Source organism: Bacillus cereus group sp. TH152-1LC (assembly GCF_027710505.1).
GTDB lineage: Bacteria > Bacillota > Bacilli > Bacillales > Bacillaceae_G > Bacillus_A > Bacillus_A mobilis.
Genome location: NZ_JAQFNK010000007.1, coordinates 205,496 through 230,814, shown reverse-complemented (window position 1 = coordinate 230,814; position 25,319 = coordinate 205,496). Strand labels below are relative to the sequence as shown.

The following is a 25,319-nucleotide window of genomic DNA, read 5'->3' as shown; positions in this document are numbered from 1 at the left end:
ACTAATTGTGTAGGAAGAAAAGAGTTACATCATTCAAAGTAAAATGATTTAAAAAGGAATAAAGTAGTTTATTTCTTAACGAACCAAGTAGCAGATTAGTAAAATAATCATATTGTTTTATAAAAGAACCAAAATATTCTTAAAAACTACAGTTAATCAACTTTGTTATTAGAAATGCAATACATTTATAGACCATTATTTTCTTATAAATTTATAATGAAGGTAGTTGGCTTATATTGGTTACAACCATAATTTCTTCTTTTATGGCATTCATTTCAACAAATATTGATGACATTTTTATACTCCTTGTTTTATTTTCACAAGTAAAAACAGGAGTAATTAAGAAAGAAGGTAGAGCAGTCCCGGAAAAAACTAAGATGAAAGAACTCTATATTGTTGTTGGACAATATTTAGGGTTTAGTGTAATTATTTTCCTAAGTATCATTGGTTCTTTAAGCTCTTTTTTCATTCCTATATCGTGGATTGGGTTATTAGGATTCGTGCCAATTTATATGGGAGTGAAAGCACTATTGTCACTTCGTTCTTATAAAAGAAATACAGTCATTGATAACGTTTCAGGTTCAATATTTAAAGTGGCTTCGATTACATTAGGTAATGGAGCTGACAATATTTCAATTTATATACCAATGTTCGCTAGTCAAAATTTTAAAACAAATATTGTTACATTAGTTATCTTTTTTTGCATGATAGCAATATGGTGTCTTATTAGCTACAAATTGTTAAGAGCTCCTATTTTAGCTAAAGTACTTGAGAGAAATTGTCATATTATTGTTCCAATAGTTCTAATTTGTTTAGGAATGTTCATTCTTTTTCGCAGTCATACAATTGAATTATTTTACTAATATGTTTAAACTAACGGAAGTTTTTATTAAATGAATCGAACTACGTATAAAGCCTTATTACAGATGGAGTGTAGTAGGGCTTTTCTTTATTTTAGTCAAATGAAACAGTGCTCTACGACTATTAAATTAGACAGGACATTATGATTATTACATTGAATAGATACTTTAAAAGGAGCGTGATAATTAAAATGAAAATAGTAAAACAATGGGTCCAAGAAGATAGTGATTACATAAGAGAAAAGGTAATTGAATATAACCAAAAACATATTTCGGATGAAGAGAAAAAGCCTTCAGAAAAAATTAGTTTTATAGTGAAAAATGAAAAGGAAGAAATTGTAGGTGGAATAACTGCAATTACATTTTGGCACCACGTGCATGTCGATTTCCTTTGGGTTTCTAAAGATTATAGACACGAAGGATATGGAAGCAAGTTATTAAAACTTATTGAAGAATTTGCAATTGAAAAAGAGTGTAGGCTAATCAATTTAGATACTTTTAGTTTTCAGGCCCCTAATTTTTATAAAAAGCATGGATATAAAGTGATTGGAGTAAGTGAAGATCATCCGAAAGGGCACAATCGATATTATTTAGAAAAAAGGTTAGAAAATATATAGAATCCCAAAATAAATCAAAGCATAAAGAACGTACATTGAATAATTACTTTCAACATACGTTCTTTTTTATATAGCAATGAAAGGTTATCGGTTATTAACTTTACTAAGAGCAGATAAATGAAATACTCTATTAATTTTTTTATATTTTAAAACGATTAAATGGTAGAATGTAACAAAGACAGAAAATTCTCGTTATTGAAGGTGGACTTAGATGAAAAAAGTAAATGTTACATATGCACTTTTATATGATAAAACAAACGAAAAAATTCTAATGGTAAAAAACAAAGGGAAGAATGGCTCTTATTACACGTTACCAGGTGGCGCAGTTAAATTTGGAGAAACGTTAGAAGAGGCAGTAATTCGGGAAGTGAAAGAAGAAACCGGGCTACATATAACTGTAAATGGTATTGGTTACATTAGCGAAGCTTTTTTTGAAGAGAGAGGGCACCATGCCATTTTCTTTAATTTTTTAGGTGAAATAATCGACGGGGAGACAAATATAACAAGACCAAAAGAAATTGAAGAGATTACTTGGATGGAATTACATAAAGCAGCACCTTATTTACGTATACCAGAACAATTATTAAATACATTACAAAGGAAAGAAACAGCACCTTACTTTTTTAACGGAACAATCATTCATCAATCTTCATAACATTAACATATCATGTAAGGCGGGGAAAAAATGGAGTTTATCGTTAATCATAATCATTTCACTCAAGCACTTTCAGAAGTAAGTAAAGCTATATCTACCAAAGCTATAATACCTATATTATCTGGTATAAAAATAACCGCAGATCAATCTGGAATTACTTTAATCGCAAGTAATTCAAATATTTTCATTGAAAAATTCATCCCTAGTTCCAACGAAAACGACCAAATTACAACTATATTAAAAGCAGGAACTATTGTAGTACCTGCAAAATATTTCATTGAAATTATAAAGAAAATGCCAAGTGATATATCAATAAAAAGTAAGAATGAGCAAATCATTACGATACAGTCAGAAGAAATTACATTAAACTTAAATGGACTTCCAGCAAATGAGTTTCCGAATGTCCCACTTATTGACGATCATGCAAAAATACAAGTGGAAACAGAACAATTAATTGAGGTGTTTAAACAAACTGTCTTTGCAGTAGCTAAAAATGAATCTAGACCGGTTCTTACTGGCGTTCATTTGGAGTTAGATCATAATAAATTAATTTGCGTAGCAACTGATTCACATAGACTTGCTATACGCGAAACGATGATATCTACAGATGTGAAAGCAAGTTGTATCGTACCAAGTGCAACTATTAGTGAACTTCTAAAATTAATGAGTAGTAATTCCGAATTCGTATATATCTATCTTTCAGAAAGTCACATTATTTTTACATTCGGCACAACTACATTATATTCAAGACTAATTGAAGGGAAATACCCTAATATATCTAGTTTAATTCCAAATGAATTTCAGACAGTCATTAACGTAGATAGAAAAAGGATTTTACAAGGTGTAGATCGATCCAGCTTATTAGCAAGGGAATGGGCAAATAACAATGTCAACTTAGAAATCATAAACGCATCCACATTGAAAATTTCTTCTAACTCTTCTCAGATTGGTAAAATATCCGAGACACAACAAATAGATGCGATTCAAGGTGAAAAACAATTAAATATATCTTTCGATGGACGATTTATGATGGATGCTTTAAGGACGATAAAAGAAGAAACGGTTACTTTAAGTTTCAGCGGTTCTATGAGACCAATATTAATTGAAGCAGGGACAGAATCTGCAGCAGTACATCTTATATCACCAGTAAGAGCTTATTAAAAACAGCGGAAGGAATCACATTATGTACAAGCATACTTTATGTTTTATAAAAAGAAACGAAGAGATACTCATGTTAAATAGAGAATATGACCCTGTAAAAGGATTGTGGAATGGGGTAGGAGGAAAGGTCGAAAAAGGAGAAACACCTTTAGAAAATGCAATTCGTGAAATAAAAGAAGAGACTAATATAAAAGTTACGCATGACCATATTCAATTTAAAGGCATTATTAAGTGGGAGGACTCTTCATATTCTGGCGGCATGTATGTTTATTTAATAGAACTACTGAATGAATTTATATATCAAACTCCAAAAAAAGTTTCAGAAGGAATTCTAGACTGGAAAGAGATTTCTTGGATTCTAAGTGACTATAATTACGGCGTAGGAGAGATGATACCAAAATTTTTATATGAAATACTCCACAATGAATTAATATTAGAGCACAATTTTGTTTTATCTAATCATAAATTAATAGATTATAGGAATAAAGAATTGGCTAAGCAGGACAGTTCTAGAGATAATATAGTTCAATTATAAAAAGCAGGAATTGTAATCTATAATACACAGCAAAATAATTATAACGTAAATGATTCGAAGAGTAGCTAAGGAGAAAATTTAAATGAGGATGAGTGTAATGAATAAAATAATTATTTTACTCATAGCTGTAGTTTTAATTACTTTTGCTTTTTATCAATACAATAAAAAAGATGGTTTATCTAAAAATGATAAGGTGTATGTAGAAGACTTTAAAGGAAAAAATGATTCAAACAAAATACAATCTGCTATTAATAAAGCAGAATCTAGTAAAATGAAAACAGTATTGCTTGATGATAAAAAGTATAAAATTACGTCACCAATTATAGTGAAACAGGGTGTAAAGTTATTATTTGGTTATGGAACACAATTTGTTGTTGAAGGTAATTTTAGAGTTCTAGAATTAGAAAAAAATGCATCTATCGAAGGAGCCTATATAGCTATAGACGATCCTACATTTAATTCTGAAGTTATATATTTAGACGGCAAAAATAAGTATTATAACACGTGGCACAAGACACAAATAAAAGATATAAATATTATCAATTGGACAGAAACAAATAAAGGTACTGGAATTTCTTTGTATGCTGGTGGAAAAGAAAATGAAATTTCATTTATTAACTTTGAAAATATAAAAGTTGTAGGAATGGAAACTGGGCTGAAATTAGTAGCAAAGAAACCGCAATCTGGTTATGCTTGGATAAATGCGAACCGTTTTATGAACTTCTCACTTGAAGATTGTGTAAATATGATTTATATGGATAGTAATGTAACTACACCAAATGAAATTAGTGGGAACCAATTTACAAATCTACAAATACAACCATCAAGTAAAACAAAAAATATAGTAAGAGTAAGTGGACAGCATAACGAGTTCAATGGAATGGTGTGGGATTTACAGAAAATCAATCACGAAAACGAACTCATTGAACTAACTGATAAAAGTATGAATACGGTTATTAATATTACCTCTGTACAAACAAATAGAATTTTAGACAGCGGGAAAGCAAATATAGTAAAATAAGTTTAAATACATAAAAAGAGCGAATCACTTATAAGAAAGTTCGCTCTTTTTTATTTATAATTAAATTCCTTTCCACCAAGCTGATGATGGATAGTCTGTAGATTTTAACGTAATCGATTCACCAATTTGCGGCGTTGTGATTTTAACTCCTAAACGTTTAGCTTCTTTCGTTACTCGTTCAATTGGATCACTCCATTCATGTAATGCCAATGTAAAAGCACCCCAATGAATTGGAAGAAGGAGTTCTCCTTTAACATCCATATGAGCTTGTACCGTTTCTTCAGGCAACATATGAATAGCAGACCACCTCGGATCATATTGCCCACATTCCATTAACGTAAGATCGAATGGACCGTACTTATCACCAATCTCCTTAAAGTGAGGAGCATAACCGCTATCACCACTAAAGAAAACTTTAGTCTCTTTCCCTAGAATAAGCCATGAACACCATAACGAACAATCTCTATCTGTCATACTCCGTCCTGAGAAATGCCTTGCAGGTGCACAAACTAATTTTATAGTATCTAACGTAATTTCGTCCCACCAATTATGCTCACTAATTTCACTAGGTGAAACGCCCCATTTAATTAAATATTGCGCAACTCCAGTTGGGACATAAAAGTGTTTTGTACGATCTTTTAACTGCATAATACTTTTGTAATTTAAATGGTCATAGTGATTATGAGAAATGATAATCGCATCAATTTCTTGAAGGTCTTCACGTTCTAAAGAAAAAGCACCACTATAACGTTTACTATTAAACAGTGGAAATGGGGAAGAGGCATCTCCAAACATCGGATCTAATAACAATTTTTTACCCTCTATTTTCAAAAGGGAAGCAGAGTGCCCAAACCATTTCACACTCTCTAAAGACTCATTATTATCCGATAAAAGAATAGGTAAATTCTTTATAGGACGCAGCTTAGTTTTCATTTTAAAGTAATCAGTCATTAAACCGATAATATCTTTCGGTTTAAAACTTACATCAGTATGAATTTGATTTATATATTTCTTTTTCATTCGTTCTCCTTTTTACGTTTAACAATATACGTATGTTGTTATTGTAGCTAATTGTAGTTTAAACGAAATCATTTTACCTTTCATCTTAAATGCAGTACATTTCATAAATTTGTCAAATTCATTATCCTTATATATAAAATAAAAATCATATAGCAGCAGATGAAACTAATATGAAGTACATGTGAATTGTTTTAATTTAGTAAATTCATACTTATACGTAATAAAGAACGTATGTTTCGTTTTATGTTATAGAAGAGAGCATGTCTTTAATTAAGAGTAGGAAGGAGAGTATGTAAGTGCAAATAGATAGAAAAAAGAAATCAAAATGTAAACTATCAAAATCTGAAATAACGCAGCTATATGCAGAGGGGAAGAGTACCTCAGAAATCGCTACACTTGCTTAGGGTTTATAGCAGCAGATGGTGTTATACAGAAAGAAAATCAATGTGTCAGTATATCTCAAAAAGAAAATTACATTTTAGAAGATATAAAACAAGAACTAAACACCAACCAGCCACTATATCGAAATAAAAAAACAGGCGTATATATGCTAAATATTAATAGCAAAACAATAAAAGGCGATTTGATGAACGTACACGGAATCATGCCATGTAAATCTTTTAACATTGAATTTCCTTTTGTACCAGAAGAATATTTACATCATTTTGTGCGTGGTTATTTTGATGGGGATGGTTACGTCAAGTATGAAACTTATACAGTAAGCTTTGTAGGAGGATCATATAGCTTTATGAATTCTTTACATCAAATACTACAAAATCACAATTTAACAGCCGATTTACTAAATCAAAATAAACATTTTCGCGTCATTTTATCCGGAAGAAAATCAATACAATTATTTTCAAAATGGATTTATAAAGACAAAGATATTTATTTGCATAGAAAATATGACGTGTTTCAGAAAGAAAGTCTAAGTTTAGACCAATTACAAGATCGAAAACTAAAACAAACTCAAACTGCCGTTAAACAAAGAAAACAAAATTTTCTTAAAGAATATGCGAAAAATAAATGTAATGCTACAGCTTGTTTTAATTTAGAAATAAGCGAATCAACTTTTAAACGTTGGTTAAAAAATGATAATCAATTTAAAAGAGAGTATGAAGAGATTAATTTGACAAGTTCAACTAGTGATAACTAAATATATAACTCTAGAAAACCTTAGTATTGGTATGAAGATATCTATACTAAGGTTTTTAATTTGAAATCATTAAAGGATTCTTAGTTTTATTTATGGAACATAATAAATACATAGATTTTACAATTAATTTACTAAAAAAGGAGAGAGACACCTTGCAAAAGAAATTTATCAATCCAGAAATGATGCCACCAACTTTTGGCTACTCACATGTAGTCGAAGTTAGTAACGCAAAACGAACATTTTACATATCTGGGCAAGTAGCAATCAATACTGATGGTCAAATAGTTGGCGTTGGTGATTTAGCTACACAAACGCGACAAGTATTCGAAAACATTAAAAGTGCATTAGAAAATTTGGAATTACAATTTAATGATGTAGTAAAATTAACATTTTTCTTAACAGATATTTCTCAAATGGCCATTGTTAGAGATATTCGAGATCAATACATTGATACTAAGAATCCACCAGCAAGTTCGGCTGTAGAAGTTAGAAAGTTAATTAACGATAACTTATTAATTGAAATCGAAGCAATTGCTGTAGCAAACTATTTTAATCATATCCATGCAATTCGTTTAATGTGATGAATAAAAACAAATTGCATTTTTTATTGTCTTAAATATAATTTATTTCTGAAGATATCATCATCAACTCATAAAACAACAACAAATAAGCACACAATCGATCACACAGAATAAATCCAATGAAAAGGGGAGCCTAAAAATAATAAACTTACATATAATAAGTTTATTATTTTTAGTTAGTTGACATAATATATATTATAGGCAGTTATAGAAACAAAGTGATATCAGGTATCAAAAACCAAGTAAACTATACTTAATGAGACGAAACGGAGATTTTTAGTGAGATTCACATAAAATTTTATCTAAACGAATTTCTACAGTTTTTATCGTTTTTTTTGTTATAAATCCATCACAGCAGATTTTAATCAATAATCGCTTTAGATTTAACGAATCAAAAATATTTTTGAGCGGCAAGAAATTTTTATACAGAAAAATTATTTCTATACATAAAAGAAAATAATAATTTTATTTTATGTTTTACTTAATGAATTTATTGCTATTTGCACACATTTGATAACTTTACTTTATTTGTAGCTATTTATGTTTTTTACGCTTGACTTTCATTACATTCATTGTTCTATATTCTAGTTAACATAACGTTCATTTTTAACATAAAAAAATCTCCCTCACCTTCAGGAAGATTTTTTAGCTTGCTAGTATTTCATTTATAAATTTTTAATAACAATCCCAATTATAAATAACATTGGAAAAATCTAGATTTAACAAATGTATCGATTTGTAGTAATAATATATCATGTTGTTGGTATTTTTCTTCCCATTCTCTTGGATCTGTCTGTGTGAAAAATGGATAACCACCAATTTTATGCCCTTGATCTTTACATAAATCATCATACAGTTCGCCTAATTCTGTATTATTTTCTTCATCAACAATTTCTTCCCAATCAATTTCCTCGCTAAACATCTTTTCAAATCGATAATCCCTTGGTGTTACTGGTTGATAACCTAATTCAAACTTTAATTTTGCTGCTTCGGGTATGATAAAGTTCTCTAATTCTAATGTGTTTAAATAACTAAAATCAGTAATAACATTATTTAAATCTTCTATAATTGTAGAATGATAAATAATTCGAAAGTCTTTTTGGGTTGTTGGATGGTCAAAATCTGCTCCGTAAAGCTCATCATCAGCACTTACGAAAAATTGTAACATTCCCTGTTGAGGCATATATTCAACATGCGGCATTTCTTCAAAGTTTAGCTGTGCAAGTAACATCATAGGTTGTCCATTTGAATCTTTAGGGTGCTCTTGATCTATAGGTAAATACGGATAACCACCAAACTTACTCTCAAAAAGCGTTGTCTCTGCTAATGTTCCAGACACTTTAATATACGGTTTCACACTTTCTTCTAAAATACTACGATACTGCTCTAGTTCTTTCGGAATTTGAAGTTGATACGTATTCTTCATCACATTTGCCTCCCTTTAATAATGAATTAAAAATGCCTTGCTTAATTATATAGCATGAGATAGCTTCATTGAAAATTGTTAAAAGTCCGTTTTCACCCTCGTTTTTTGCGCACTTGGTGGACAAAGTAAGTTATGTTCTAAAACCTTTTTATTAATAGTTCGAATGAAATCCGCTGCTTCTGCAGTATTTGTATTTTCTTTTAGCCTTTCTTTTAAATCATCAATTTCCTTTGAAAGCTCAATCCACCTAGGTAAAACATGATTATTCTTTAACGTTCTATAAAGTTGCTTTTCAGGATTGTACGAAAGGTCTTTATCTAGATTTAGAGGTTTCCCTTTACCAGGCATATTGTCAAAAGACCCTTTCTTTTCTGCTTCTTTAACGATAGAACTAATATGATCCTCATACGTATAGGACCAAACTTTCTCATCTTTTACTAATATCTCTTGTTTTTTTAGTTTTTTATCTAGTTCTTCTTGATTCATAGATTCTCTCTCCTTTTTATTTTATAGTGTGTTTTTGGTAAGTTTTAAAGCTTTCAACCCGTCAAATAACTTCTCTCGCCACCAAATGCCGTCATGACCGCCTTGGAACTCTTCATAAGTAATTTGGTATCTATTTTCTTTTAAAGCTTTATATAGGCGTCTATTAGCCGTTAAAAGAGGTTCGTTTTCAATTTCTCCGTCTGTTATATAAAAATGAGGTTGCGTTGCATTTGAATCTATAGTTGAAATTTTATTTTCAATCCAAGGAATTTTATTTTCATAACCATCTTTTTTCCAATGAACGGATCCGGACATTGACAACACGTTCCCGAAAATGTGTGGATTTTGAAGCGCTGCATAACAAGCTGCTAAGACACCAAGACTGAACCCAGCAATTGTTGTATGTTTCGCTTCTTGATGCACACGATACTTCGCCTGAATCCATGGAAGTAATTCCTCTGTTAAAAATGCATTCATTTTATCGTTATAAGTTAGCTCTTCTAGCCGATCAACAGGATCTATTGCAACAGCAATACAAGATGGGATTTCTTTTTCGTAAATTAAATAATTGAGTGTTCTTGCGATTGAAAGGTTATTAATGAATGAATTTCCATCAAATACAATGAGAATTTCTTGAAGATGTGAAGTGTGAGAATAATCATGAGGCGTATAAATATGAATTTTACGTGTGTTATTTAAAATCGAACTATGAAAAGAATATGTTTCAATTCTGCCAGATGGATAATGGTTTGAAGGAAAACGACTACTATACTGCACTTCCATGCCTATGTTTAACACAGACGCTTTATTGGCACCTTCTCCAAATGTATTTCTATTAAATTGGTCTAGTTCGTACTGTTCACTACGCTTTATCCAATCATTTTCGAAAACATCGTTTACTGAAAAATAGTACGTTGAAATAAAACTCTTATCCGTCCTAAACGTCGCATACCAAATATCTGTCTGTAACAATCGTTTTAATTGATTTACAGATAGATCCCAACCAGGAAAACTGCCGAATACATAAACGTTTTCAGTTTTTTGATCCCCTAACCAAATATACGTTATAAGCCTATACTGACTATCTAGAGGACATTGTTCTATTAGTGGCGTATTATTCGACTTTATTTCATGTAAAAAAGTATAAAAAGCTTGCTCGTTTCCATTCTTTAATTGATTATTAAGCTCCTCTAACTTAGGACTAATTATTGAAGTCACCCATCTTCCTCCTTTGTATTTCTTTTCACTAGATTACTTTTATAAAATTTAGGATTAGGATGTTATGTATTTAGATGAGTTATTTATTAGAAAGTTTATCAATTGCCTGAATAGAAAGTTCTAAAGCTTTTATCCGTCTTGTCAAAATTGTTCTTTGAGGACTTCCAACTTTAGACTTATCATAGGCCCTCTCTATTGATGGAAGTAAACCAGCAAGGACATTACGAGCTTCTGCTAACTCTTCTTGACTATACTGGTGACTTTCTTGATTCCAAACGTTTTCTAGCACTGCTAAACCTACGCAAACTGCTTTAAGTCGTTTTTTTACTAATGTAGTATTTGCACCTTTTTCAGTCATCTGTGATAATGCGTTTTCAAGTTTACGGATTGTCGATTGTAAAGATTTGATTGATTCCAATTTATCTATATTCGATATGTTTTCCATTTTAATGTTGTCCCTTCTCGTTTTATTATTGATAAAATAAGCACTTAATTTTACTCGAAATATTTTAACATAAATAACTAACGATATTCGAGTTGGACAATGCATTAAAGGAAAACAATCGCTAAACGCCTCTCCTCCCATACTTCATTCTATAAGTATTTCTTTCTGCACTTTAAAATCCCTATTTAAACAAGGTATAAATATTGTCTTTTTTATGAACAGAAAACGCACAAGCAGCATAACTTGTACGTTTTTATTTTTATTCAGTAAGATAATATAGTAATAGTCTTCGGGCCTTCTCATAATTCATGAAATCTCTATTTAAAACGGGATACTTCACAATTTCTGTTTCTATAGAACGATATTGCGGAAACCATTCAAAAAACGATTTCCTTAGCCATTGTATTTGTTGATACGTAATGTTCTGTTCGTTTCCATTTACTACAGAACTTAAAGTACCTGCTGTATGCATCCAATAATGATTAAAATCAGCGTTTATATAGTCATCTTCGGTAAATTTACTTTTAAAATCTCGCTGCAATTTTCCTGTATCACGATACGGAAACGGTTTATGCAGCGGGCTATGCATTTTCTGCAATTCATTAAAAATAACCTTTTTACCTAATAGCAATTTTCCACCCCTTTACTTCTCGATCCAAGTTAATAATTTTTCATAATGATATTGGGCATCTGTATAGCCAAGATTATATAGATTGACAAGTTTTTCTTTATTTCTTTCTATTCCGCTTATAGGAAGCTGTACGCTAGGTTGAATGACATAAAAGTTGTCTTTTTGTTCTATATGATTCATAAAAGATATCGTCTCATTATAAAAACGATAATGTTCTACTAAAGACTCTGCGATATTCGGATATTTTCTATATAAAATTTTAGCTAGTCCAGATAGTTTATTTCGCTGTTTCTCATATCCTTCTGGCTTTGTCATAATAACAACGTTCTTTTGATAACCATCCGTTTGTGCTTTTAAAACCGGTATAGGATCTATAATCCCTCCATCTAGTAATTTTCGATTATCATACTCTACAGCAGGTGCTATAAATGGGACAGAGCTTGATGCACGAATGATTTTTAAAATATCATTTCCGTGTTCTATTTTATTGTAATACACTGCTTTTCCTGAATTACAATCCGTCGTTCCTATAACAAACTGTTCATTTGAGTTTAAGAATGTTTGAAAATCAAATGGCACAATTTTATTAGGCACTTCATCAAATAAAAAATCCATTCCAAATAATTCACGTTTTCGAATCAAATTCCGATAAGATATATAACGATGATCTGACACGAGCTCTGTATTTACTTTTTTATTTCTTCCTTTTTGGCGTGATAAATAAGTGGCTCCCATACATGCTCCAGCGGATACGCCAACTACATAAGGAAAATATAAGTTCTTTTCCATAAAATATTCGAGTACGCCCGCAGTATATAATCCTTTCATTCCTCCGCCCTCTAACACTAAACCGATATTATTCATGCTATATCCCTCTGCTTCTTTTTTCTTACTTACATGTTAGCACAAGATTTTAAGATGAGGTTATATAAAAGAATTGCAACTATAACCAGAAACTACTAAAGTAATGTCATAACCTCTTAGTAAATTGCATGGTACAATATAAGTAACACTATCCATAAATAATGGAGGAGGAATTTCATATGGGTTTATTTAGCGGTATTTTAGGAAATGCATCAAATGCGAGTACAGAAAGTGTAGAACGTGATTTAGAAAAGATTATGCTAGACGATGAGAAAGTTGAGCATGCTTATAAATTAATTCGTGATTTAATCGTATTTACAAACCGTCGTCTTATTTTAGTAGATAAACAAGGGATATCCGGTAAAAAAACAGAGTATCATTCTATTCCTTATAAAAGCATTACACAATTCAGCATTGAAACAGCTGGACATTTTGATTTAGATGCTGAGCTTAAGATTTGGGTATCTAGTTTGAGTACGCCAATTACGAAAGAATTTAAAGGTGACGATAGTGTTTTAAGCATTCAAAAAGCGTTAGTAACATATACGACAAAATAACGTCTTTTTGTATGTTTATTCATTTCTGAAATTACTAACCCGAGTATTTCGGAAGAACATGCATTAATTTTGTATATTTAATCTCTAATAACAGAAAAAGGTAAAGCGTGTTTCAAATGCTTTACCTTTCTTTTTTGTAATAAATAAGTGTGGTTTTATCATTTAATTTCTTTATTACTTCTGTTCTTTTATAACCCATTTTTTCATATAGAAAACAATTTCTTTCTTCTTCTAAAATTGTAGCAAGTTCAAAGCTCTGTGCTTCTGGAAACATCTCTTCAATTAAAATAAGTACCTTCTGAGCGATTCCTTTCCCTTGATAGTTTGGATGAATGAACATTGGACTAATCCAAAATTTAAATGGTATTTCTTTTTGAGATATACATATCGCTCCAACAAGGCTCGAATCTATTATCATCTTATAAAAGTTACTGCTAGTATTATTTATCTTTAAAATAGTTTTTTCAATAGATTCATTTGCTGGATTTGTATTATAGTCTTTATATTTATTTAATAAAGGGTTAAATGAGTCTTTTTGCATTTGGAATAAAACTGCTGCATCATTTTCTATCGCCTTCTCTAATGTAATTTCCATGTTACCAATTTAGTCGATTTCTTAATGAAGTTATATGAGCTGTATGATGACGTCCGTGCCATGCATATAGTCCAATTGCGGCAGCAAGTTTTGTTTCACCTGTATCTGGATGGTTAAATGTCTTTTCTAAATCTTCCAGTTCTAGAGAATATAAAAGGTTCACCCATCTTTTATGCAAAGACTCTAACATCACTAGTGAAACATCTACTGGTAATTTAGAATCAGGTAGTTCTGCCCACTTCTCTTCTTTATATGGTTTAATCGTTGGATTCTTTTCTGTTAGTGCTAATTTAAAACGTATGTAGCTATTCATATGACTATCAACAACGTGATGGACTACTTGACGAACTGTCCATCCACCAACTCGATACGGAGTGTCTAACTGCTTCTGATCTAAATCTTTAATTGCCTTTGTTAGTTCATTAGGTAAATCTTCAATTTCTTGAATCCATGTATCAATCATTTCTTCAGTTATAGGACGTTTGTATGTAAATTGCCCAATTGGATAACGTAAATCATTCATGCATAAGTCCCCCTTATTATAAACGCGAAGTATTTCTCCATATATAATGTACAAACTTCACATGTGCCCCGTTTAATTCTACAGAATTTGTATCTGCTTCGTTTGGATAAGAAGAAAATCCATTCTTTTCTAGTACAACTTGTGATGCGAGATTATTAGTAGTTGTTTTCGCATGCACCTCATTAATTTCATTATTTTTCGCCACATCTAAAACTAACTTTACAGCTGCTGATGCAACTCCTTTTTTAGTAAACTTTTCTCCGACTCGATACCCTAACGAACTGCTTCGGGATTCCGTATCTATATCTACTAAATTTATTCGTCCTACAATTTCTTTTTCTTCATTACGAATTAAATAAAAATAAGAATCTCCATCTGCTTGTTCTATTAATAAATCGTCTAGTAGTTTTTGAAAATATTCAAAATCAAAATATTGCGAGCCACGATTTGGTACCATTGTTTCAAAAAAAGATTTATTCGTAAGTTCAAACGTAAATAAATCTTTAGCATCGTGTTTCATTAATTGTTCTATGTATATTTTCATCTCAACTACTCCTTCTATATCTACTAACTGTTATATATTCTTTTTTAATCAACTATTTTCCTTCTATTTCTTTCGCTTCAGTAACACAGCAAGTAGTACTTTTGGATGAAATAGGTGCAATGGACTACGAATTAAATTCATCACTCTTACTAATCGAATATATACGTCAGAGTCAGTTGCAGAGAGTTGATATATTTGTTTCGTATACCATAGCTGGAATTTTTGCTTTATCGTTAATTCTCTTTTTAACTGAGGATGACGTGATATTTCCGTTGTAGTCATTTCCCAAGGAGTTTGTATGATATGAGCGGTCTCTTTATAAAAATGCTGTGTAAATGCTTTATCAAGCTTTGGTTTTCTATGTAAAAGTAACTGCAATTGGTGAGCTTCCATAGCAGCAACTGAAACACCTTGCCCGAAAACAGGATCAAAACGACAATGTGCATCCCCAACTACTAACAATCTTTCGGGTAGATCATTCACTAAATCAAATCGCCGCCGTACTTGAAAAGGAATTTTGTACGTTTTGATATCTGAAATTGCCTCAGCTTTATTTAGAAAATCTGTAACAGTAGAGATTGATAGGTTTACAGCAAAATTATAAAATTCTTCATCAGTTTGTGGTGCTTTCTCATTTGCGTACCCGCTGAAAGTAACAAAATAACGATGATCCTCAATCGTTTGAATTAGAACACCGTACGGATTGTCAGGGAAACTTGGAGACATTAGTATATTACAGCAGTCTAATTTTTCATTTTCTTTGAGTTTAAACATTCTAGTTGCGTAAAATAAATCAATACGCACTTTCTCTTCTTGCACTTCGATATTGTTTTCGCGTAACCACGCTATACTTTTTGAACCAAATCCACTTGCATCAACGACAATATCTGCTTGGATTTCTTCCTGCGAGCTAGTTTCTAAACATTTAGCTTTTACCCCACATACTTTGTTGAGTTTTCTATCTACTAATAACCCTTCAACCAATGTTCGATATTTAGTGGTAACATTTGAAACATCATCAAGTCGTTTTTGGATATGCCATTCAAGCAAAAACCTACTTTGTTGTACCATTTGTACTTTTCCTATGAATTGCTGTTTCCATAAACCAAATTGATGCCATTTTATATCACGAGTAAAGTTATTTACGATACTACCTGCTTCAATTAGTTCATTAGTGATGGCAGGAAACAATTCCTCAATTGCTTTTTCTCCACCCTTTAATAACACATGGGGATGACTACTTTGCGGAACTCTTTTTCTCGAAGCTTTTCCATCCCATCTTTCACCAGCTTCTATAATGATTACTTCTTTAAAAGTAGTTGATAATGCTTTTGCTGCGAGTTTCCCTGCGATACTTCCGCCAATCACAATAGCCTTATTAAACATATTTTCCTCCTTAATGAAAAAAGACCCTGCCTTGTATGAATGAAACAGGATCTAAACGAATAGTTACTACATTAAAACACGTTAGTATATTGCAACGTTAAAATTAAAATGCCTAATCCCCATACGTAATACGCGAATACTTTTAAGGAGTGACGTTTTAAGTATTGAATCATCCATGAAACAGCTATGTAACCGAAAAATGCTGCTGATAACGTTCCGACAATTAAAGATGTACTGGAAATAGATTCTGCTTTCCCATGATAAACATCTGCTAATTGCAAAATGATAGCTCCGACAATGGCTGGAGTAGATAACAAGAAAGAAAAGTAAGCAGCAGTTTCACGGTCTAACTTCCTCCATAATGCAGCGACGATTGTCATTCCAGAACGAGAAATTGCGGGAAAAATAGCAGCTGCTTGAAAAGAACCGATAATTAATGCATCTTTATATGTAATGTCATCCATTTTTTTACGACCATTTTTTTGTTTATCGGCCATATATAGAAATAAACCTGTCACTAAAAACTCCCAACCAATCGTAATACCTGTTTTTGAAATATCCTCAAAAAAGTCTTTAAATAACAATCCAATTACAACTGCAGGTATCGTTCCGACAATAAGTAATAGCATTAGTTTTGAAAATGGATTTTTAATTAAATATATAAATTCTTTTTTGTAATAAATAAACACCGCAAGCAAAGTCCCAATATGCAGCATCGTATCTAAAAACAATCCGGCTTCATCTAATTGAAACAAATGCCTTCCTAAATAAAGATGACCTGTACTACTTATCGGTAAAAACTCTGTTAAACCTTGTATGATTCCTAAAATAAAAGCTTCTAACCAATTCATGATAGTCCCCTTTCTCGTTTGCTTGTACCAATATATGAAGGTTAAATTTTCGATATGAAAAAAACTATATTTCTCTATGAATTTACTTTCATTTTATGGATATATATGTAAAAAGAGATCAGGAGGGTTACTATGTGGCAACATACGAAATTCGGCAATGTATTACTTTGGATAGGACCAATCCTTGTGTTTGTGGGGTTATGTATGACAAATGTTATTTCAGATATTCCTTTTTTTGAAGGGAAACATAAAACAGGTGGAATTGTACTTATATGCATAGGTGTATGCTGTTTTATTGTTGCTAATCATTTAAAAAAAGGTGAAAAATATGAGGACTAAATTTAAATAAAAAAAACAATCCCAGTATATGTGCTAGGATTGTTTTTTTGTTACTTATTTATAGAATACTTTATCAACGTTATATTTTGCTTTATATTCATTAATGATAAATGTTTCGTAAATTTCTCTTTCTGTTGGATCTTCTACGATACATGCATCAATGCGGTATACTTCATCACGGTGATTTTTAATTGGTGAAACATTGTCTTCAAAATGCTTCTTAATACGTTGTCTAATTTTACGAGCTTTACCTACGAAAAGAAGTTCGTCATTAATATTGTAAAACATAAAAATGCCGCCTTTATCTCTAGGGAACAAGTGGAAATCGATAAAACCATTAATTGGAGTGATTATTGGCTCGTCTCCTTTAAAAACTTGTTTACGTTCAGTAATTGAAACATTAGCTTCAGGAATATTAATTTTAATCAAGTTCATTCACGTCCTCTTTTATTATAAAGATAAATAATAGCATACATATGTAAGAAAAGCTACGTTCAGAGGCATATTTCATTTTATAATTCAAATATTATAGGAGTATCATGTAAACTCATCTTCCAAATCATATGATCACTTGATTCTCCCCAATAATCCTTCAGTACATAACTAGGCTCTCCAAACTTCTTTGTCCATATACTTTGCGCTTTTTTGTATCCACTATCTAAACAGTATTCTGTTATTCCTCTGCTAAGTAATGTAATATACATTGCATTTAGTAATACATTGCCTATGCCCTTTCGTTGATATTCAGGTAGTACAAATACTGTTCCTATTTCATATAAATCTTTAAGAACACCGCCTGTACAACTATGAATCAATGTACTTGCTGGACCGATTTCAATTGTTCCTATGATTTTATCGTAACTTGTATCAATTGCTAATAAAAAGTAACGACTTTCTCCCTTACTCTCCAAATCATTTTTCAAATACTGCTTTTTCGTATGTATTTCATTTTCTATGTCATCCAATAATTTTGATAACCCTTCATTTTTAAATGTATGAGTAATAACAAGACGAAAAAACAAATTAAGTTCATCTAAATCATCCGAATTTGGCCTTCTTATTTTAACGTTATACACGACTTAAATCTCCAATCTTTGAAAATACATATGAAAATGTTAAGACAATACTTTATATACTCTATTCAACATTATTCTACAAAGGCCTGCATAGAACCAACAATATAGAAAGCTCAGTATAAATATCGATAATATAATTTTTATATCCATAGTTGTATGAACAGTAGGACCTAATACAGGAAATCGAAAGACATCAAGAACGACCATAATTCCTATAAGTAAACATATCGCTGAAAAGGAAACCACCAAAATCCTCCTCTTGAATTGTATAAAGGATACTCCTAACGCTATACCTAATAAGCCTGTAGTAAAAGGAAAGACAATTAATTCACTTGGCTCAATAATAAATAATAGGAGAATAGTAAGAATATAAGAAAGTATTCCCTCGCGAATAGAATAACAAATAGCTAAAAAAATCGGTAACGTAGCAAAAGGGCTAATAAATAAGCCAATACCAGGGATTAAGTTCCCCGCCGATTGAAAAATAGCAGCAAGTGAACCAAGTAACGCTGTAATGACTAACCTCTTTGCTGGTGTCACCTTTCTTTTGTGAACAAAATTCGTATCATGCGCGATCATCGGTTGATACCAATAATTACTAAAGTGATTCATCAAAATCCCCCTAAAGATATATAATTTATCACTTTCTATTTTTATTCATACACTTTTTGTTTATTTGTTACCTTCTTCAAGTAAACAATAGATAATAATTGTATTAAGAATGAATCTGAGAGTTTATATCATATTAAGGAACGACTTCAAAAATAGTACCTTTGTTAAAATCAGTTACTTTCATAGAACCGTAAACTCCTAAATATAATCTAGTTTGATCTAAGTTTGTTCCTAGACTCATAAAATATGCTGCTTGCTCACCAAAATCATAATTAGTTTCAATAACGTGAAAATCATTACGTGTCCCGTCTATACCAGCTCTAGAATAAGCTAACGCACCCTTTACTGGAGACTGAGATTTTTCTTTCTTAGCAAGATCAGTAAACACGATACTACCCGTTAAATTAGGTATTGCAGTTCCCATATATGGCTGGACTCCTGTAAGTGAAGTTCCTCCGAATTTATTTGGTCTAGAATCTTTATGAAAATAACTGATTAGAGGTTGGGTTCGCTTTGCGGATGTTTCTATTGTTTCATTATAATAAGCCATTGTTCTCTCATCTAAAGTAGGATTCTCAGAACAGTGCCTTATAAAAGAAGTAGGTAATTCTCCTTCCCACCCTCTCCAACCAAAATTAATAAATCCATATTGATTGGGAGTATCTCTCATTAAATGGTTTTGAACAAGTTCGGTAACTGGTATTGGTTTATATTGAACAAAAGAAAAAATAGATTCTACAATATCCTGTCCGACATTTCCGGCATATTTGATATATTGATTATAAAATCTTTGAAATGAAATACCTGTTATATTACGAACGCCTTTTGCAATTACCGTAAGTGTTTCTTGTATAGATAAAGGTAGTTCATTAAAGCGTGTAACTACTGGAGGATTGTTTATGGACGTATTTTTACTTACATCGATTTCAATTATTTTACCCGCTATTTCTAAATCATCCTGACTTAAATTAAATGGATCATAGCCTGAACCGCCATCTCCATTTGTAAAAATCAGTTTTCCAGTCTCAGGTGAAAAGTTTAAGCTATTTACTCCATTATGATTAAAAAATGGCCGTTTTATATTCAGTAATGTTCGTCGCTTTTGAGGTTGACCGTTTGATTGTAAAATCGATTCTTCAATTGTATCAATATGATCATATTGAGTATCTCTATTAATCCACTTTAAGTTTAAAGTTTTCAGGTCACACGGATTCGGTTTAAATTGTTCTGAAAGTGCACCTGGTCCTTGAGTCCCAACCATTGAATAATGAAGATAAAATAAACCATTATGATTTAATTGCGGATGAAACGCTAATCCCAGCAATCCGCGTTCATCATAACCGCTACTAGCAACACCTTCTTCAAATGTGCCTAGTTTAATAATTCGGTGACGAATATTTAAAAATGTCTTTATAGCTCCGTCTCCTATGTAAAAAACCTCCCCTAATTGAGTTGCGATAAATAGTGCCTTTCGGTCGATTCACCTGGAAGTATAGCTGTTTTTATTACAGTTGGTAAATTTAAGTTATGAACGATGGGCTGTAAACGAACCTTAACTTTTGTCAATTAACTGTACACCTCTTTTTATTCTTTTTAATAGAAGAATATGATTAGAGTGGTTCAATTAGTATCAAAACTATAGACGTGAAAGCGTGATATCCCTGTTCGTACAAGTCTGTTTTCTATTTAGCATCAATTAACTTATATTCCTTTTTATTGCATTTTTTTGATATAATGTAAGTATAAAATATGAATTAGGGGGACAATCCATGGCAATCTTACTACAAATCATCGTACCACTTATATGTGCTCTATATGTATTTACCCTCTATCGTAATAGTACAATTGGAAAAGCCGCTTTTCTCTTAGCAGTCGTTATTGGGATTTTTGGTTTAGAGAATATCTTTCAATATGCTAGTTTAACAAACCATACTATTTATCCATATTGGGGTGGTTTGAAGGCTGTAATCTTTGTTTTATCAGTTGTGTTTTTATTCAAAAGAACACCCACTTCATATAACAATTAACTATAAGGGGTATCGATAGAAGTTCGGAGAAAAACCACGCTAAGTAAATTTTGATAGGTAAAAAGCAGTTTTTGCCCAGTTATGATTAAACATGTTTATGAACAATTAATTATTCATATTTATTTAAAGATTATTTTGTGGAGGAAGTTATACAATGAGAGCACCTTATCAAGTATTAATATTTCCTTATATAATAACTGATGATTCTATTCAATATGCTATTTTTAATCGAAGTGATCATGGTTATTGGCAAGGAATTGCTGGTGGTGGAGAAGATGATGAGTCTCCTATTGAATCAGCAAAACGAGAGTCATTTGAAGAGGCTGGTATTTTAAGAGAATATCCCTATATTAAATTAGATTCTGTTTCTTCACTACCTGTAGAGGATGTAGTTGGGAAATTTCTTTGGGGAGAAGATGTTTATGTAATAAAAGAATTTTCCTTTGGAGTTAAAGTTCCTACAAAAGACATTTCATTATCCAAAGAACACTCTAATTATAAATGGTTATCCTTTGAGGAAGCAGTAACGCTTTTAAAATGGGATAGTAACAAAACAGCGTTGTGGGAACTAAACAAAAGGTTATTAAGGCAATTAAAGTAGTAGCTATAAACAAAAAAGATTAGGAAACGCTCCTAATCTTTTTTGTTATTCAATTGCACCAGCAACGTCATAATCGTTTAAATCTAATTCAATTGTTTGGCCGAGTGCTAATTTAGCAAGTTCTGATCCTAAATATGGACCGGCAGTTAAACCAGAAGCACCTAATCCGTTTGCAACGAGAATGCCTTCAAAGTTAGGCAATGGTCCGATAACAGGTAAGAATCCTGGAGTAAATGGTCTAAATCCAACTCTCGTTTCAAGCATAGTGCTATCTTCTAAACCAGGCGCAACTGTTAATGCTTTATGGAATACTTCATGTAAACCACCTGCTGTTACACGGTGATCGAAACCAGTGTCATTCTCATGTGTTGCACCAATTACGACGTGACCATTGTCAAATGTTAAAATGTATTGATCGTTTGGCGGCATAACAACCGGCATATTTTCCGTTGCTGTATTTTCAATTTGTAAATGAACAATTTGTCCTTTTTGGAATGTAACTAAGAAATTAATTCCTAATGGATTCAAGAGTTCATTCGCCCATGCACCTGCAGTTACAATGACCTTTTCTGCTACAATTGTTTCATCGTTTACTGTAACTCCAGTAATATGATTACTCTCATGAACTAATACAGCATCTCCTTTTATAAAAGTAGCACCATGTTTTTTCGCAGCACTTATTAATGCGTTACGTAATAATCTGCCATTTACTCGTGCAGCACCACTAATATGAACAGAACTATATTCTTCTGATAATGCTGGGAATAATTTTTTCGTTTCTTCAGCTGATAAGCGAGTGATTTCACCAATCTCTGGTGCATCTTCACGTCGTTTATAAGCTCGCTCTTCCATTTGATCTAGTTTTTTCTCGTCAGTATGTAAACTAATTGCACCTACACGGTTGTAACCTGTATCTGTTTCACCGTCTTCTTCTAATTGTTGAATTAACGAAGAATAGTAACGTGCACCGCCTTTAACGATTTTATACCATGCTTTATTACGACGCTGTGAAAGCCAAGGACATACAATACCTGCTGCTGCATCAGTTGCTTGACCTAATTGTTGGCGATCAACGATAGTAACATTCGCACCTGCTTTAGCAAGATGATAAGCAGTAGATGCTCCTAAAATACCAGCTCCAACTACAATATACGATTTCATTTCAAACACCTTTTCTCTTTTGCTAATTATTTAAATATAAGAACATACTTTAGTATACTGAAAGGAATTCTTTTTTCAATGTGCTAAGTGTAATTAATTGTTGCATCATTGTGACTTTCCTTATCGTTATTTTTTCTTCTTACGGAATAATTCAATTGTTTTATAACCTTGTGAAAGGATTTCAATCATTTTCTCCAGACGTTTATCACGTGTTTTTTCTTGTTTTACAGAAAATAAATTACGAGCCCAATCTTTTTGATATCCAGGTGTTAAACTTTGATAAAATTTAAGTTCATTTGGATGATTAGCCAGTAGGGCTTCTACATCTTTAATACGATCTGCATAATCGGCAACACATTGACTCATAGCAAGCGTTTTCTTCTCTTTTTTCTTTTCACGCTTTAAACCTACAACAGTAAAGACGTCGTCCATACTAACCATTCGTGCAAATTTAATATCACTCTGTCCTACATACCCATCTTCGCCAACGCTTAATGCAGGAAACATCTCATCACGGTGAATAAACGTACTGTAACGAGAATTCCCTTTTTTCGGATACGCGAAGAATATGTAGCCTTTTTCAATTAGTAATTCTTCATTACTAATAATATAACTCGTTTGTTTCACCATTTCATCAAGTGTTTCTACAAAAACAAAAATGGCATCGTGTTCTTTTGAAAATGCAGTTTCTTTCCCTGTAAAAATATCATAATCACTAGGTTCATTAATTACGACCATATTTGTATACTTATTCAGTTTCAATTTATCAATAATTGACATAAAAATCTTCCTTTACATTCAAAATTCATTGTTTATAATTTTTCATACTGTTCTAGTGTATTATATCTAATTAGAAAATCAAACTTTAATAGTTAGTTTCAAATTAAAGTTAATAAAAATAGCCGATTCTGCGTAAGAACCGGCTAGCTATTTGTTTCATCACAACTCAATAGCAAATAAAGTATTTAATAGCTCTCTATATTGATCTTCTGTAATTACTCGTTTCATTTTTTCCCCATGAATCATTTCAGTTAAACTCGTATTCGTTAAAGAGACATGGCCAGAGACCGTCAATTTAACTGCAATTGGTCCTTTATTGAAAATAGATTTCTCATCTTCTATTACTCTTTTTTGAACATCATTCACTACTGCCTCATCAATGATACGATTATAAAATGCATGACAAACTTTCCACTCTCCGTTCGTATCTTTTCTTTCTAGAACGTAATTTCCCTTACTTGTCTCTCGTTTTTTCACTCGATACGTACCATTTTTAGAGGAAACAGACTCACCAGTAAAAGGTACAGGGACTAGTGGTACTAAAGATGCAATACCTACATCAATTAAGTATCGTACGTTATCATAATTTAAAATAATCGTTATATGTCCATTTTCAAGTGCCCATATGTTTATATCATTTTTATATACGGTACCAAGTGCAAGCTGTACATCATAACCACAATCTTGCAAAAAGTAGTAAAAAAGAGTATTTAATTCATAACAAAGTCCGCCGCGGGACGTATTTAAAATTTTATTCTGTAAGTTTTCCATAGTAATTGTATTCGCATTACGTGCTATAACATCTAAATTCTCAAATGGTATAGTGTGTGCAAATGCAAAGAGAATTGTGTTTAATTCTTCAAAGTTCACTTCAGTACGGTTTGCAAGATTCAATCTTGTAAAAAGCTTATGTTGTAGACTTGTCATAGTCAGCACCCCTTAACATGTATAAGTTAAAATAGTATATGCTGATTGTATATTTGATGGGGTACTGAAACAATGTACATTTCGTTTAACTGTACCGGTACAAAAAGTCTCACTCACAATATTACATAAGAACAGAAACTACAAATACAAATTTAATAGTTTATCTAAAGGTAAATTATTATGATCGCTTAAATCAACAAAATATTGAAGTTGCCACAATTGGCTCTTTTTCGCTTGATTGCTAACAGGAGTATCCCAAATTGGATAAACTCTCATAGCCATCTTCCCTTTTTGACTTTGCGTTTTCAATATTTTTTCTTTAAGAAGAATTTCTTTAGGGAAAATAAATTGTCCTAGTTTATTATCATCAATACAAGTGATAACTAATAAGTCAGGAGCAGCGTCATAAGAAAATGCTTGATTTTGCATATTGTCATCTTTTTCCCAAAAAGAAACAAATTGCCCGATTTTATTAGAAGTAATTTTTGATACTCTAAAACGGATAGTCTTGTTATTTAAGTGAAATAAACTACCTGCATATTCTGCATTTTGCGGTTCTTCTTTTAGATTCGTGATTATTAATTCGTTAGGTTTGTAAATTATATTGTTTAAATTTTGGATTACATTATTAAATTTATTCAAGAAAATCCCCCCTTTATTCACC

Annotated in this window: 28 protein-coding genes and 4 pseudogenes; 12 read left to right on the top strand and 20 right to left on the bottom strand. The window is 31.6% G+C overall.

All coding sequences use genetic code 11. The annotated features are described in order from the left end of the window. Window positions 1-236: 236 nt before the first annotated feature. The 6 genes from PDL00_RS18430 to PDL00_RS18405 all read left to right on the top strand — a co-directional run bounded on the left by PDL00_RS18430 (window position 237) and on the right by PDL00_RS18405 (window position 4,849). Window positions 237-863: a cadmium resistance transporter gene (locus tag PDL00_RS18430; RefSeq protein ID WP_098578510.1), complete on the top strand. Its 627-nt coding sequence runs from the start codon at window positions 237-239 to the stop codon at window positions 861-863. Between the two features lie 188 nt (window positions 864-1,051). Further along, on the top strand, window positions 1,052-1,477 hold the full coding sequence (locus tag PDL00_RS18425; protein ID WP_098578511.1) for a GNAT family N-acetyltransferase: 426 nt from the start codon (window positions 1,052-1,054) through the stop codon (window positions 1,475-1,477). 211 nt (window positions 1,478-1,688) lie between these two features. Further along, complete coding sequence (locus PDL00_RS18420) at window positions 1,689-2,132, top strand: NUDIX hydrolase (protein WP_270730534.1); 444 nt, start codon at window positions 1,689-1,691, stop codon at window positions 2,130-2,132. Between the two features lie 30 nt (window positions 2,133-2,162). Continuing rightward, window positions 2,163-3,293: a DNA polymerase III subunit beta gene (gene dnaN / locus PDL00_RS18415; RefSeq protein WP_270730533.1), complete on the top strand. Its 1,131-nt coding sequence runs from the start codon at window positions 2,163-2,165 to the stop codon at window positions 3,291-3,293. 22 nt (window positions 3,294-3,315) lie between these two features. Next, entirely contained in the window at window positions 3,316-3,828 is a 513-nt protein-coding gene (locus tag PDL00_RS18410) for an NUDIX hydrolase (protein ID WP_270730532.1), read from the top strand. Between the two features lie 82 nt (window positions 3,829-3,910). After that, entirely contained in the window at window positions 3,911-4,849 is a 939-nt protein-coding gene (locus tag PDL00_RS18405) for a hypothetical protein (RefSeq protein ID WP_270730531.1), read from the top strand. Window positions 4,850-4,909: 60 nt separating this feature from the next. Here the strand turns inward: PDL00_RS18405 and PDL00_RS18400 are convergent, their stop codons facing one another. Next, a complete protein-coding gene (locus PDL00_RS18400) occupies window positions 4,910-5,869 on the bottom strand; it encodes an MBL fold metallo-hydrolase (RefSeq protein WP_242250597.1) in 960 nt (319 codons plus the stop codon). Between the two features lie 296 nt (window positions 5,870-6,165). Here PDL00_RS18400 and PDL00_RS18395 point away from each other — a divergent pair. Continuing rightward, a pseudogene (locus PDL00_RS18395) lies at window positions 6,166-7,025 on the top strand (LAGLIDADG family homing endonuclease). Between the two features lie 152 nt (window positions 7,026-7,177). After that, on the top strand, window positions 7,178-7,606 hold the full coding sequence (locus PDL00_RS18390; protein WP_270730530.1) for a RidA family protein: 429 nt from the start codon (window positions 7,178-7,180) through the stop codon (window positions 7,604-7,606). Window positions 7,607-8,281: 675 nt separating this feature from the next. Here PDL00_RS18390 and PDL00_RS18385 read toward each other — a convergent pair. The 6 genes and pseudogenes from PDL00_RS18385 to PDL00_RS18360 all read right to left on the bottom strand — a co-directional run bounded on the left by PDL00_RS18385 (window position 8,282) and on the right by PDL00_RS18360 (window position 12,676). Then, window positions 8,282-9,032: pseudogene (locus PDL00_RS18385) on the bottom strand (YwqG family protein). Between the two features lie 78 nt (window positions 9,033-9,110). Continuing rightward, entirely contained in the window at window positions 9,111-9,518 is a 408-nt protein-coding gene (locus PDL00_RS18380) for a J-domain-containing protein (RefSeq protein WP_242250601.1), read from the bottom strand. Window positions 9,519-9,539: 21 nt separating this feature from the next. Continuing rightward, window positions 9,540-10,736, bottom strand: coding sequence for an alpha/beta hydrolase (locus tag PDL00_RS18375; protein ID WP_270730529.1), 1,197 nt, complete (start codon window positions 10,734-10,736; stop codon window positions 9,540-9,542). 79 nt (window positions 10,737-10,815) lie between these two features. Beyond that, complete coding sequence (locus tag PDL00_RS18370) at window positions 10,816-11,181, bottom strand: hypothetical protein (protein WP_270730528.1); 366 nt, start codon at window positions 11,179-11,181, stop codon at window positions 10,816-10,818. A gap of 259 nt (window positions 11,182-11,440) precedes the next feature. Next, on the bottom strand, window positions 11,441-11,812 hold the full coding sequence (locus tag PDL00_RS18365; protein WP_270730527.1) for a YxiJ-like family protein: 372 nt from the start codon (window positions 11,810-11,812) through the stop codon (window positions 11,441-11,443). A 12-nt stretch (window positions 11,813-11,824) separates the two neighbouring features. Beyond that, window positions 11,825-12,676, bottom strand: coding sequence for a patatin-like phospholipase family protein (locus PDL00_RS18360; protein ID WP_270730526.1), 852 nt, complete (start codon window positions 12,674-12,676; stop codon window positions 11,825-11,827). Window positions 12,677-12,855: 179 nt separating this feature from the next. On the opposite strand from PDL00_RS18360, the gene PDL00_RS18355 reads away from it, so the two are divergent. Then, a complete protein-coding gene (locus PDL00_RS18355) occupies window positions 12,856-13,233 on the top strand; it encodes a PH domain-containing protein (protein ID WP_000522465.1) in 378 nt (125 codons plus the stop codon). A gap of 121 nt (window positions 13,234-13,354) precedes the next feature. On the opposite strand, the pseudogene PDL00_RS18350 reads toward PDL00_RS18355, so the two are convergent. The 5 genes and pseudogenes from PDL00_RS18350 to PDL00_RS18330 form a co-directional block, all read right to left on the bottom strand. Continuing rightward, window positions 13,355-13,828: pseudogene (locus tag PDL00_RS18350) on the bottom strand (GNAT family N-acetyltransferase); the annotation flags it as partial. A gap of 1 nt (window position 13,829) precedes the next feature. Beyond that, on the bottom strand, window positions 13,830-14,351 hold the full coding sequence (locus PDL00_RS18345; RefSeq protein WP_151582856.1) for a YfiT family bacillithiol transferase: 522 nt from the start codon (window positions 14,349-14,351) through the stop codon (window positions 13,830-13,832). A gap of 16 nt (window positions 14,352-14,367) precedes the next feature. Continuing rightward, window positions 14,368-14,895 carry a GNAT family N-acetyltransferase gene (locus PDL00_RS18340; RefSeq protein ID WP_242250605.1) on the bottom strand — a complete coding sequence of 176 codons (528 nt, stop codon included), beginning with the start codon at window positions 14,893-14,895 and terminating at the stop codon, window positions 14,368-14,370. 63 nt (window positions 14,896-14,958) lie between these two features. Continuing rightward, entirely contained in the window at window positions 14,959-16,281 is a 1,323-nt protein-coding gene (locus PDL00_RS18335) for an FAD-dependent oxidoreductase (protein WP_270730525.1), read from the bottom strand. Window positions 16,282-16,352: 71 nt separating this feature from the next. Beyond that, window positions 16,353-17,132 (bottom strand): undecaprenyl-diphosphate phosphatase, encoded by a 780-nt coding sequence (locus tag PDL00_RS18330; protein WP_097817990.1) that lies wholly within the window; start codon window positions 17,130-17,132, stop codon window positions 16,353-16,355. Between the two features lie 132 nt (window positions 17,133-17,264). Between PDL00_RS18330 and PDL00_RS18325 the strand changes: the two genes are divergently transcribed. Next, window positions 17,265-17,471, top strand: coding sequence for a hypothetical protein (locus tag PDL00_RS18325; protein ID WP_270730524.1), 207 nt, complete (start codon window positions 17,265-17,267; stop codon window positions 17,469-17,471). A 54-nt stretch (window positions 17,472-17,525) separates the two neighbouring features. Here PDL00_RS18325 and PDL00_RS18320 read toward each other — a convergent pair whose 3' ends face one another. The 4 genes and pseudogenes from PDL00_RS18320 to PDL00_RS18305 form a co-directional block, all read right to left on the bottom strand. Continuing rightward, window positions 17,526-17,906, bottom strand: a complete 381-nt coding sequence (locus tag PDL00_RS18320; RefSeq protein ID WP_270730523.1) for a nucleotide excision repair endonuclease — start codon at window positions 17,904-17,906, stop codon at window positions 17,526-17,528. A gap of 77 nt (window positions 17,907-17,983) precedes the next feature. Then, window positions 17,984-18,547 carry a GNAT family N-acetyltransferase gene (locus tag PDL00_RS18315; RefSeq protein WP_270730522.1) on the bottom strand — a complete coding sequence of 188 codons (564 nt, stop codon included), beginning with the start codon at window positions 18,545-18,547 and terminating at the stop codon, window positions 17,984-17,986. Window positions 18,548-18,586: 39 nt separating this feature from the next. Continuing rightward, complete coding sequence (locus PDL00_RS18310) at window positions 18,587-19,159, bottom strand: hypothetical protein (protein WP_270730521.1); 573 nt, start codon at window positions 19,157-19,159, stop codon at window positions 18,587-18,589. 133 nt (window positions 19,160-19,292) lie between these two features. Further along, window positions 19,293-20,725: pseudogene (locus PDL00_RS18305) on the bottom strand (PQQ-dependent sugar dehydrogenase). Between the two features lie 203 nt (window positions 20,726-20,928). Between PDL00_RS18305 and PDL00_RS18300 the strand changes: the two are divergent. Together PDL00_RS18300 and PDL00_RS18295 are read left to right on the top strand one after the other, a co-directional pair. Then, window positions 20,929-21,186, top strand: coding sequence for a hypothetical protein (locus tag PDL00_RS18300; RefSeq protein ID WP_132132317.1), 258 nt, complete (start codon window positions 20,929-20,931; stop codon window positions 21,184-21,186). A gap of 154 nt (window positions 21,187-21,340) precedes the next feature. Further along, on the top strand, window positions 21,341-21,787 hold the full coding sequence (locus tag PDL00_RS18295; protein ID WP_270730520.1) for an NUDIX hydrolase: 447 nt from the start codon (window positions 21,341-21,343) through the stop codon (window positions 21,785-21,787). Between the two features lie 45 nt (window positions 21,788-21,832). Here the strand turns inward: PDL00_RS18295 and PDL00_RS18290 are convergent, their stop codons facing one another. The 4 genes from PDL00_RS18290 to PDL00_RS18275 form a co-directional block, all read right to left on the bottom strand. Continuing rightward, window positions 21,833-22,948, bottom strand: a complete 1,116-nt coding sequence (locus PDL00_RS18290; RefSeq protein WP_242250612.1) for an NAD(P)/FAD-dependent oxidoreductase — start codon at window positions 22,946-22,948, stop codon at window positions 21,833-21,835. Between the two features lie 126 nt (window positions 22,949-23,074). Then, window positions 23,075-23,728: a YdeI/OmpD-associated family protein gene (locus tag PDL00_RS18285; protein WP_270730519.1), complete on the bottom strand. Its 654-nt coding sequence runs from the start codon at window positions 23,726-23,728 to the stop codon at window positions 23,075-23,077. Between the two features lie 159 nt (window positions 23,729-23,887). After that, window positions 23,888-24,655: an arylamine N-acetyltransferase family protein gene (locus tag PDL00_RS18280; RefSeq protein ID WP_242250614.1), complete on the bottom strand. Its 768-nt coding sequence runs from the start codon at window positions 24,653-24,655 to the stop codon at window positions 23,888-23,890. A gap of 138 nt (window positions 24,656-24,793) precedes the next feature. After that, window positions 24,794-25,297 (bottom strand): MepB family protein, encoded by a 504-nt coding sequence (locus tag PDL00_RS18275; protein ID WP_270730518.1) that lies wholly within the window; start codon window positions 25,295-25,297, stop codon window positions 24,794-24,796. Between the last annotated feature and the right edge of the window lie 22 nt (window positions 25,298-25,319).

Bases quoted from the DNA above. Each gene is read 5' to 3' on its own strand.
- PDL00_RS18425 (WP_098578511.1), top strand. From the start codon at position 1,052: ATGAAAATAGTAAAACAATGGGTCCAAGAAGATAGTGATTACATAAGA.
- PDL00_RS18420 (WP_270730534.1), top strand. From the start codon at position 1,689: ATGAAAAAAGTAAATGTTACATATGCACTTTTATATGATAAAACAAAC.
- dnaN (WP_270730533.1), top strand. From the start codon at position 2,163: ATGGAGTTTATCGTTAATCATAATCATTTCACTCAAGCACTTTCAGAA.
- PDL00_RS18410 (WP_270730532.1), top strand. From the start codon at position 3,316: ATGTACAAGCATACTTTATGTTTTATAAAAAGAAACGAAGAGATACTC.
- PDL00_RS18405 (WP_270730531.1), top strand. From the start codon at position 3,911: ATGAGGATGAGTGTAATGAATAAAATAATTATTTTACTCATAGCTGTA.
- PDL00_RS18400 (WP_242250597.1), bottom strand. From the start codon at position 5,869: ATGAAAAAGAAATATATAAATCAAATTCATACTGATGTAAGTTTTAAA.
- PDL00_RS18380 (WP_242250601.1), bottom strand. From the start codon at position 9,518: ATGAATCAAGAAGAACTAGATAAAAAACTAAAAAAACAAGAGATATTA.
- PDL00_RS18370 (WP_270730528.1), bottom strand. From the start codon at position 11,181: ATGGAAAACATATCGAATATAGATAAATTGGAATCAATCAAATCTTTA.
- PDL00_RS18360 (WP_270730526.1), bottom strand. From the start codon at position 12,676: ATGAATAATATCGGTTTAGTGTTAGAGGGCGGAGGAATGAAAGGATTA.
- PDL00_RS18355 (WP_000522465.1), top strand. From the start codon at position 12,856: ATGGGTTTATTTAGCGGTATTTTAGGAAATGCATCAAATGCGAGTACA.
- PDL00_RS18345 (WP_151582856.1), bottom strand. From the start codon at position 14,351: ATGAATGATTTACGTTATCCAATTGGGCAATTTACATACAAACGTCCT.
- PDL00_RS18340 (WP_242250605.1), bottom strand. From the start codon at position 14,895: ATGAAAATATACATAGAACAATTAATGAAACACGATGCTAAAGATTTA.
- PDL00_RS18335 (WP_270730525.1), bottom strand. From the start codon at position 16,281: ATGTTTAATAAGGCTATTGTGATTGGCGGAAGTATCGCAGGGAAACTC.
- PDL00_RS18330 (WP_097817990.1), bottom strand. From the start codon at position 17,132: ATGAATTGGTTAGAAGCTTTTATTTTAGGAATCATACAAGGTTTAACA.
- PDL00_RS18325 (WP_270730524.1), top strand. From the start codon at position 17,265: ATGTGGCAACATACGAAATTCGGCAATGTATTACTTTGGATAGGACCA.
- PDL00_RS18320 (WP_270730523.1), bottom strand. From the start codon at position 17,906: ATGAACTTGATTAAAATTAATATTCCTGAAGCTAATGTTTCAATTACT.
- PDL00_RS18310 (WP_270730521.1), bottom strand. From the start codon at position 19,159: ATGAATCACTTTAGTAATTATTGGTATCAACCGATGATCGCGCATGAT.
- PDL00_RS18300 (WP_132132317.1), top strand. From the start codon at position 20,929: ATGGCAATCTTACTACAAATCATCGTACCACTTATATGTGCTCTATAT.
- PDL00_RS18295 (WP_270730520.1), top strand. From the start codon at position 21,341: ATGAGAGCACCTTATCAAGTATTAATATTTCCTTATATAATAACTGAT.
- PDL00_RS18290 (WP_242250612.1), bottom strand. From the start codon at position 22,948: ATGAAATCGTATATTGTAGTTGGAGCTGGTATTTTAGGAGCATCTACT.
- PDL00_RS18285 (WP_270730519.1), bottom strand. From the start codon at position 23,728: ATGTCAATTATTGATAAATTGAAACTGAATAAGTATACAAATATGGTC.
- PDL00_RS18280 (WP_242250614.1), bottom strand. From the start codon at position 24,655: ATGACAAGTCTACAACATAAGCTTTTTACAAGATTGAATCTTGCAAAC.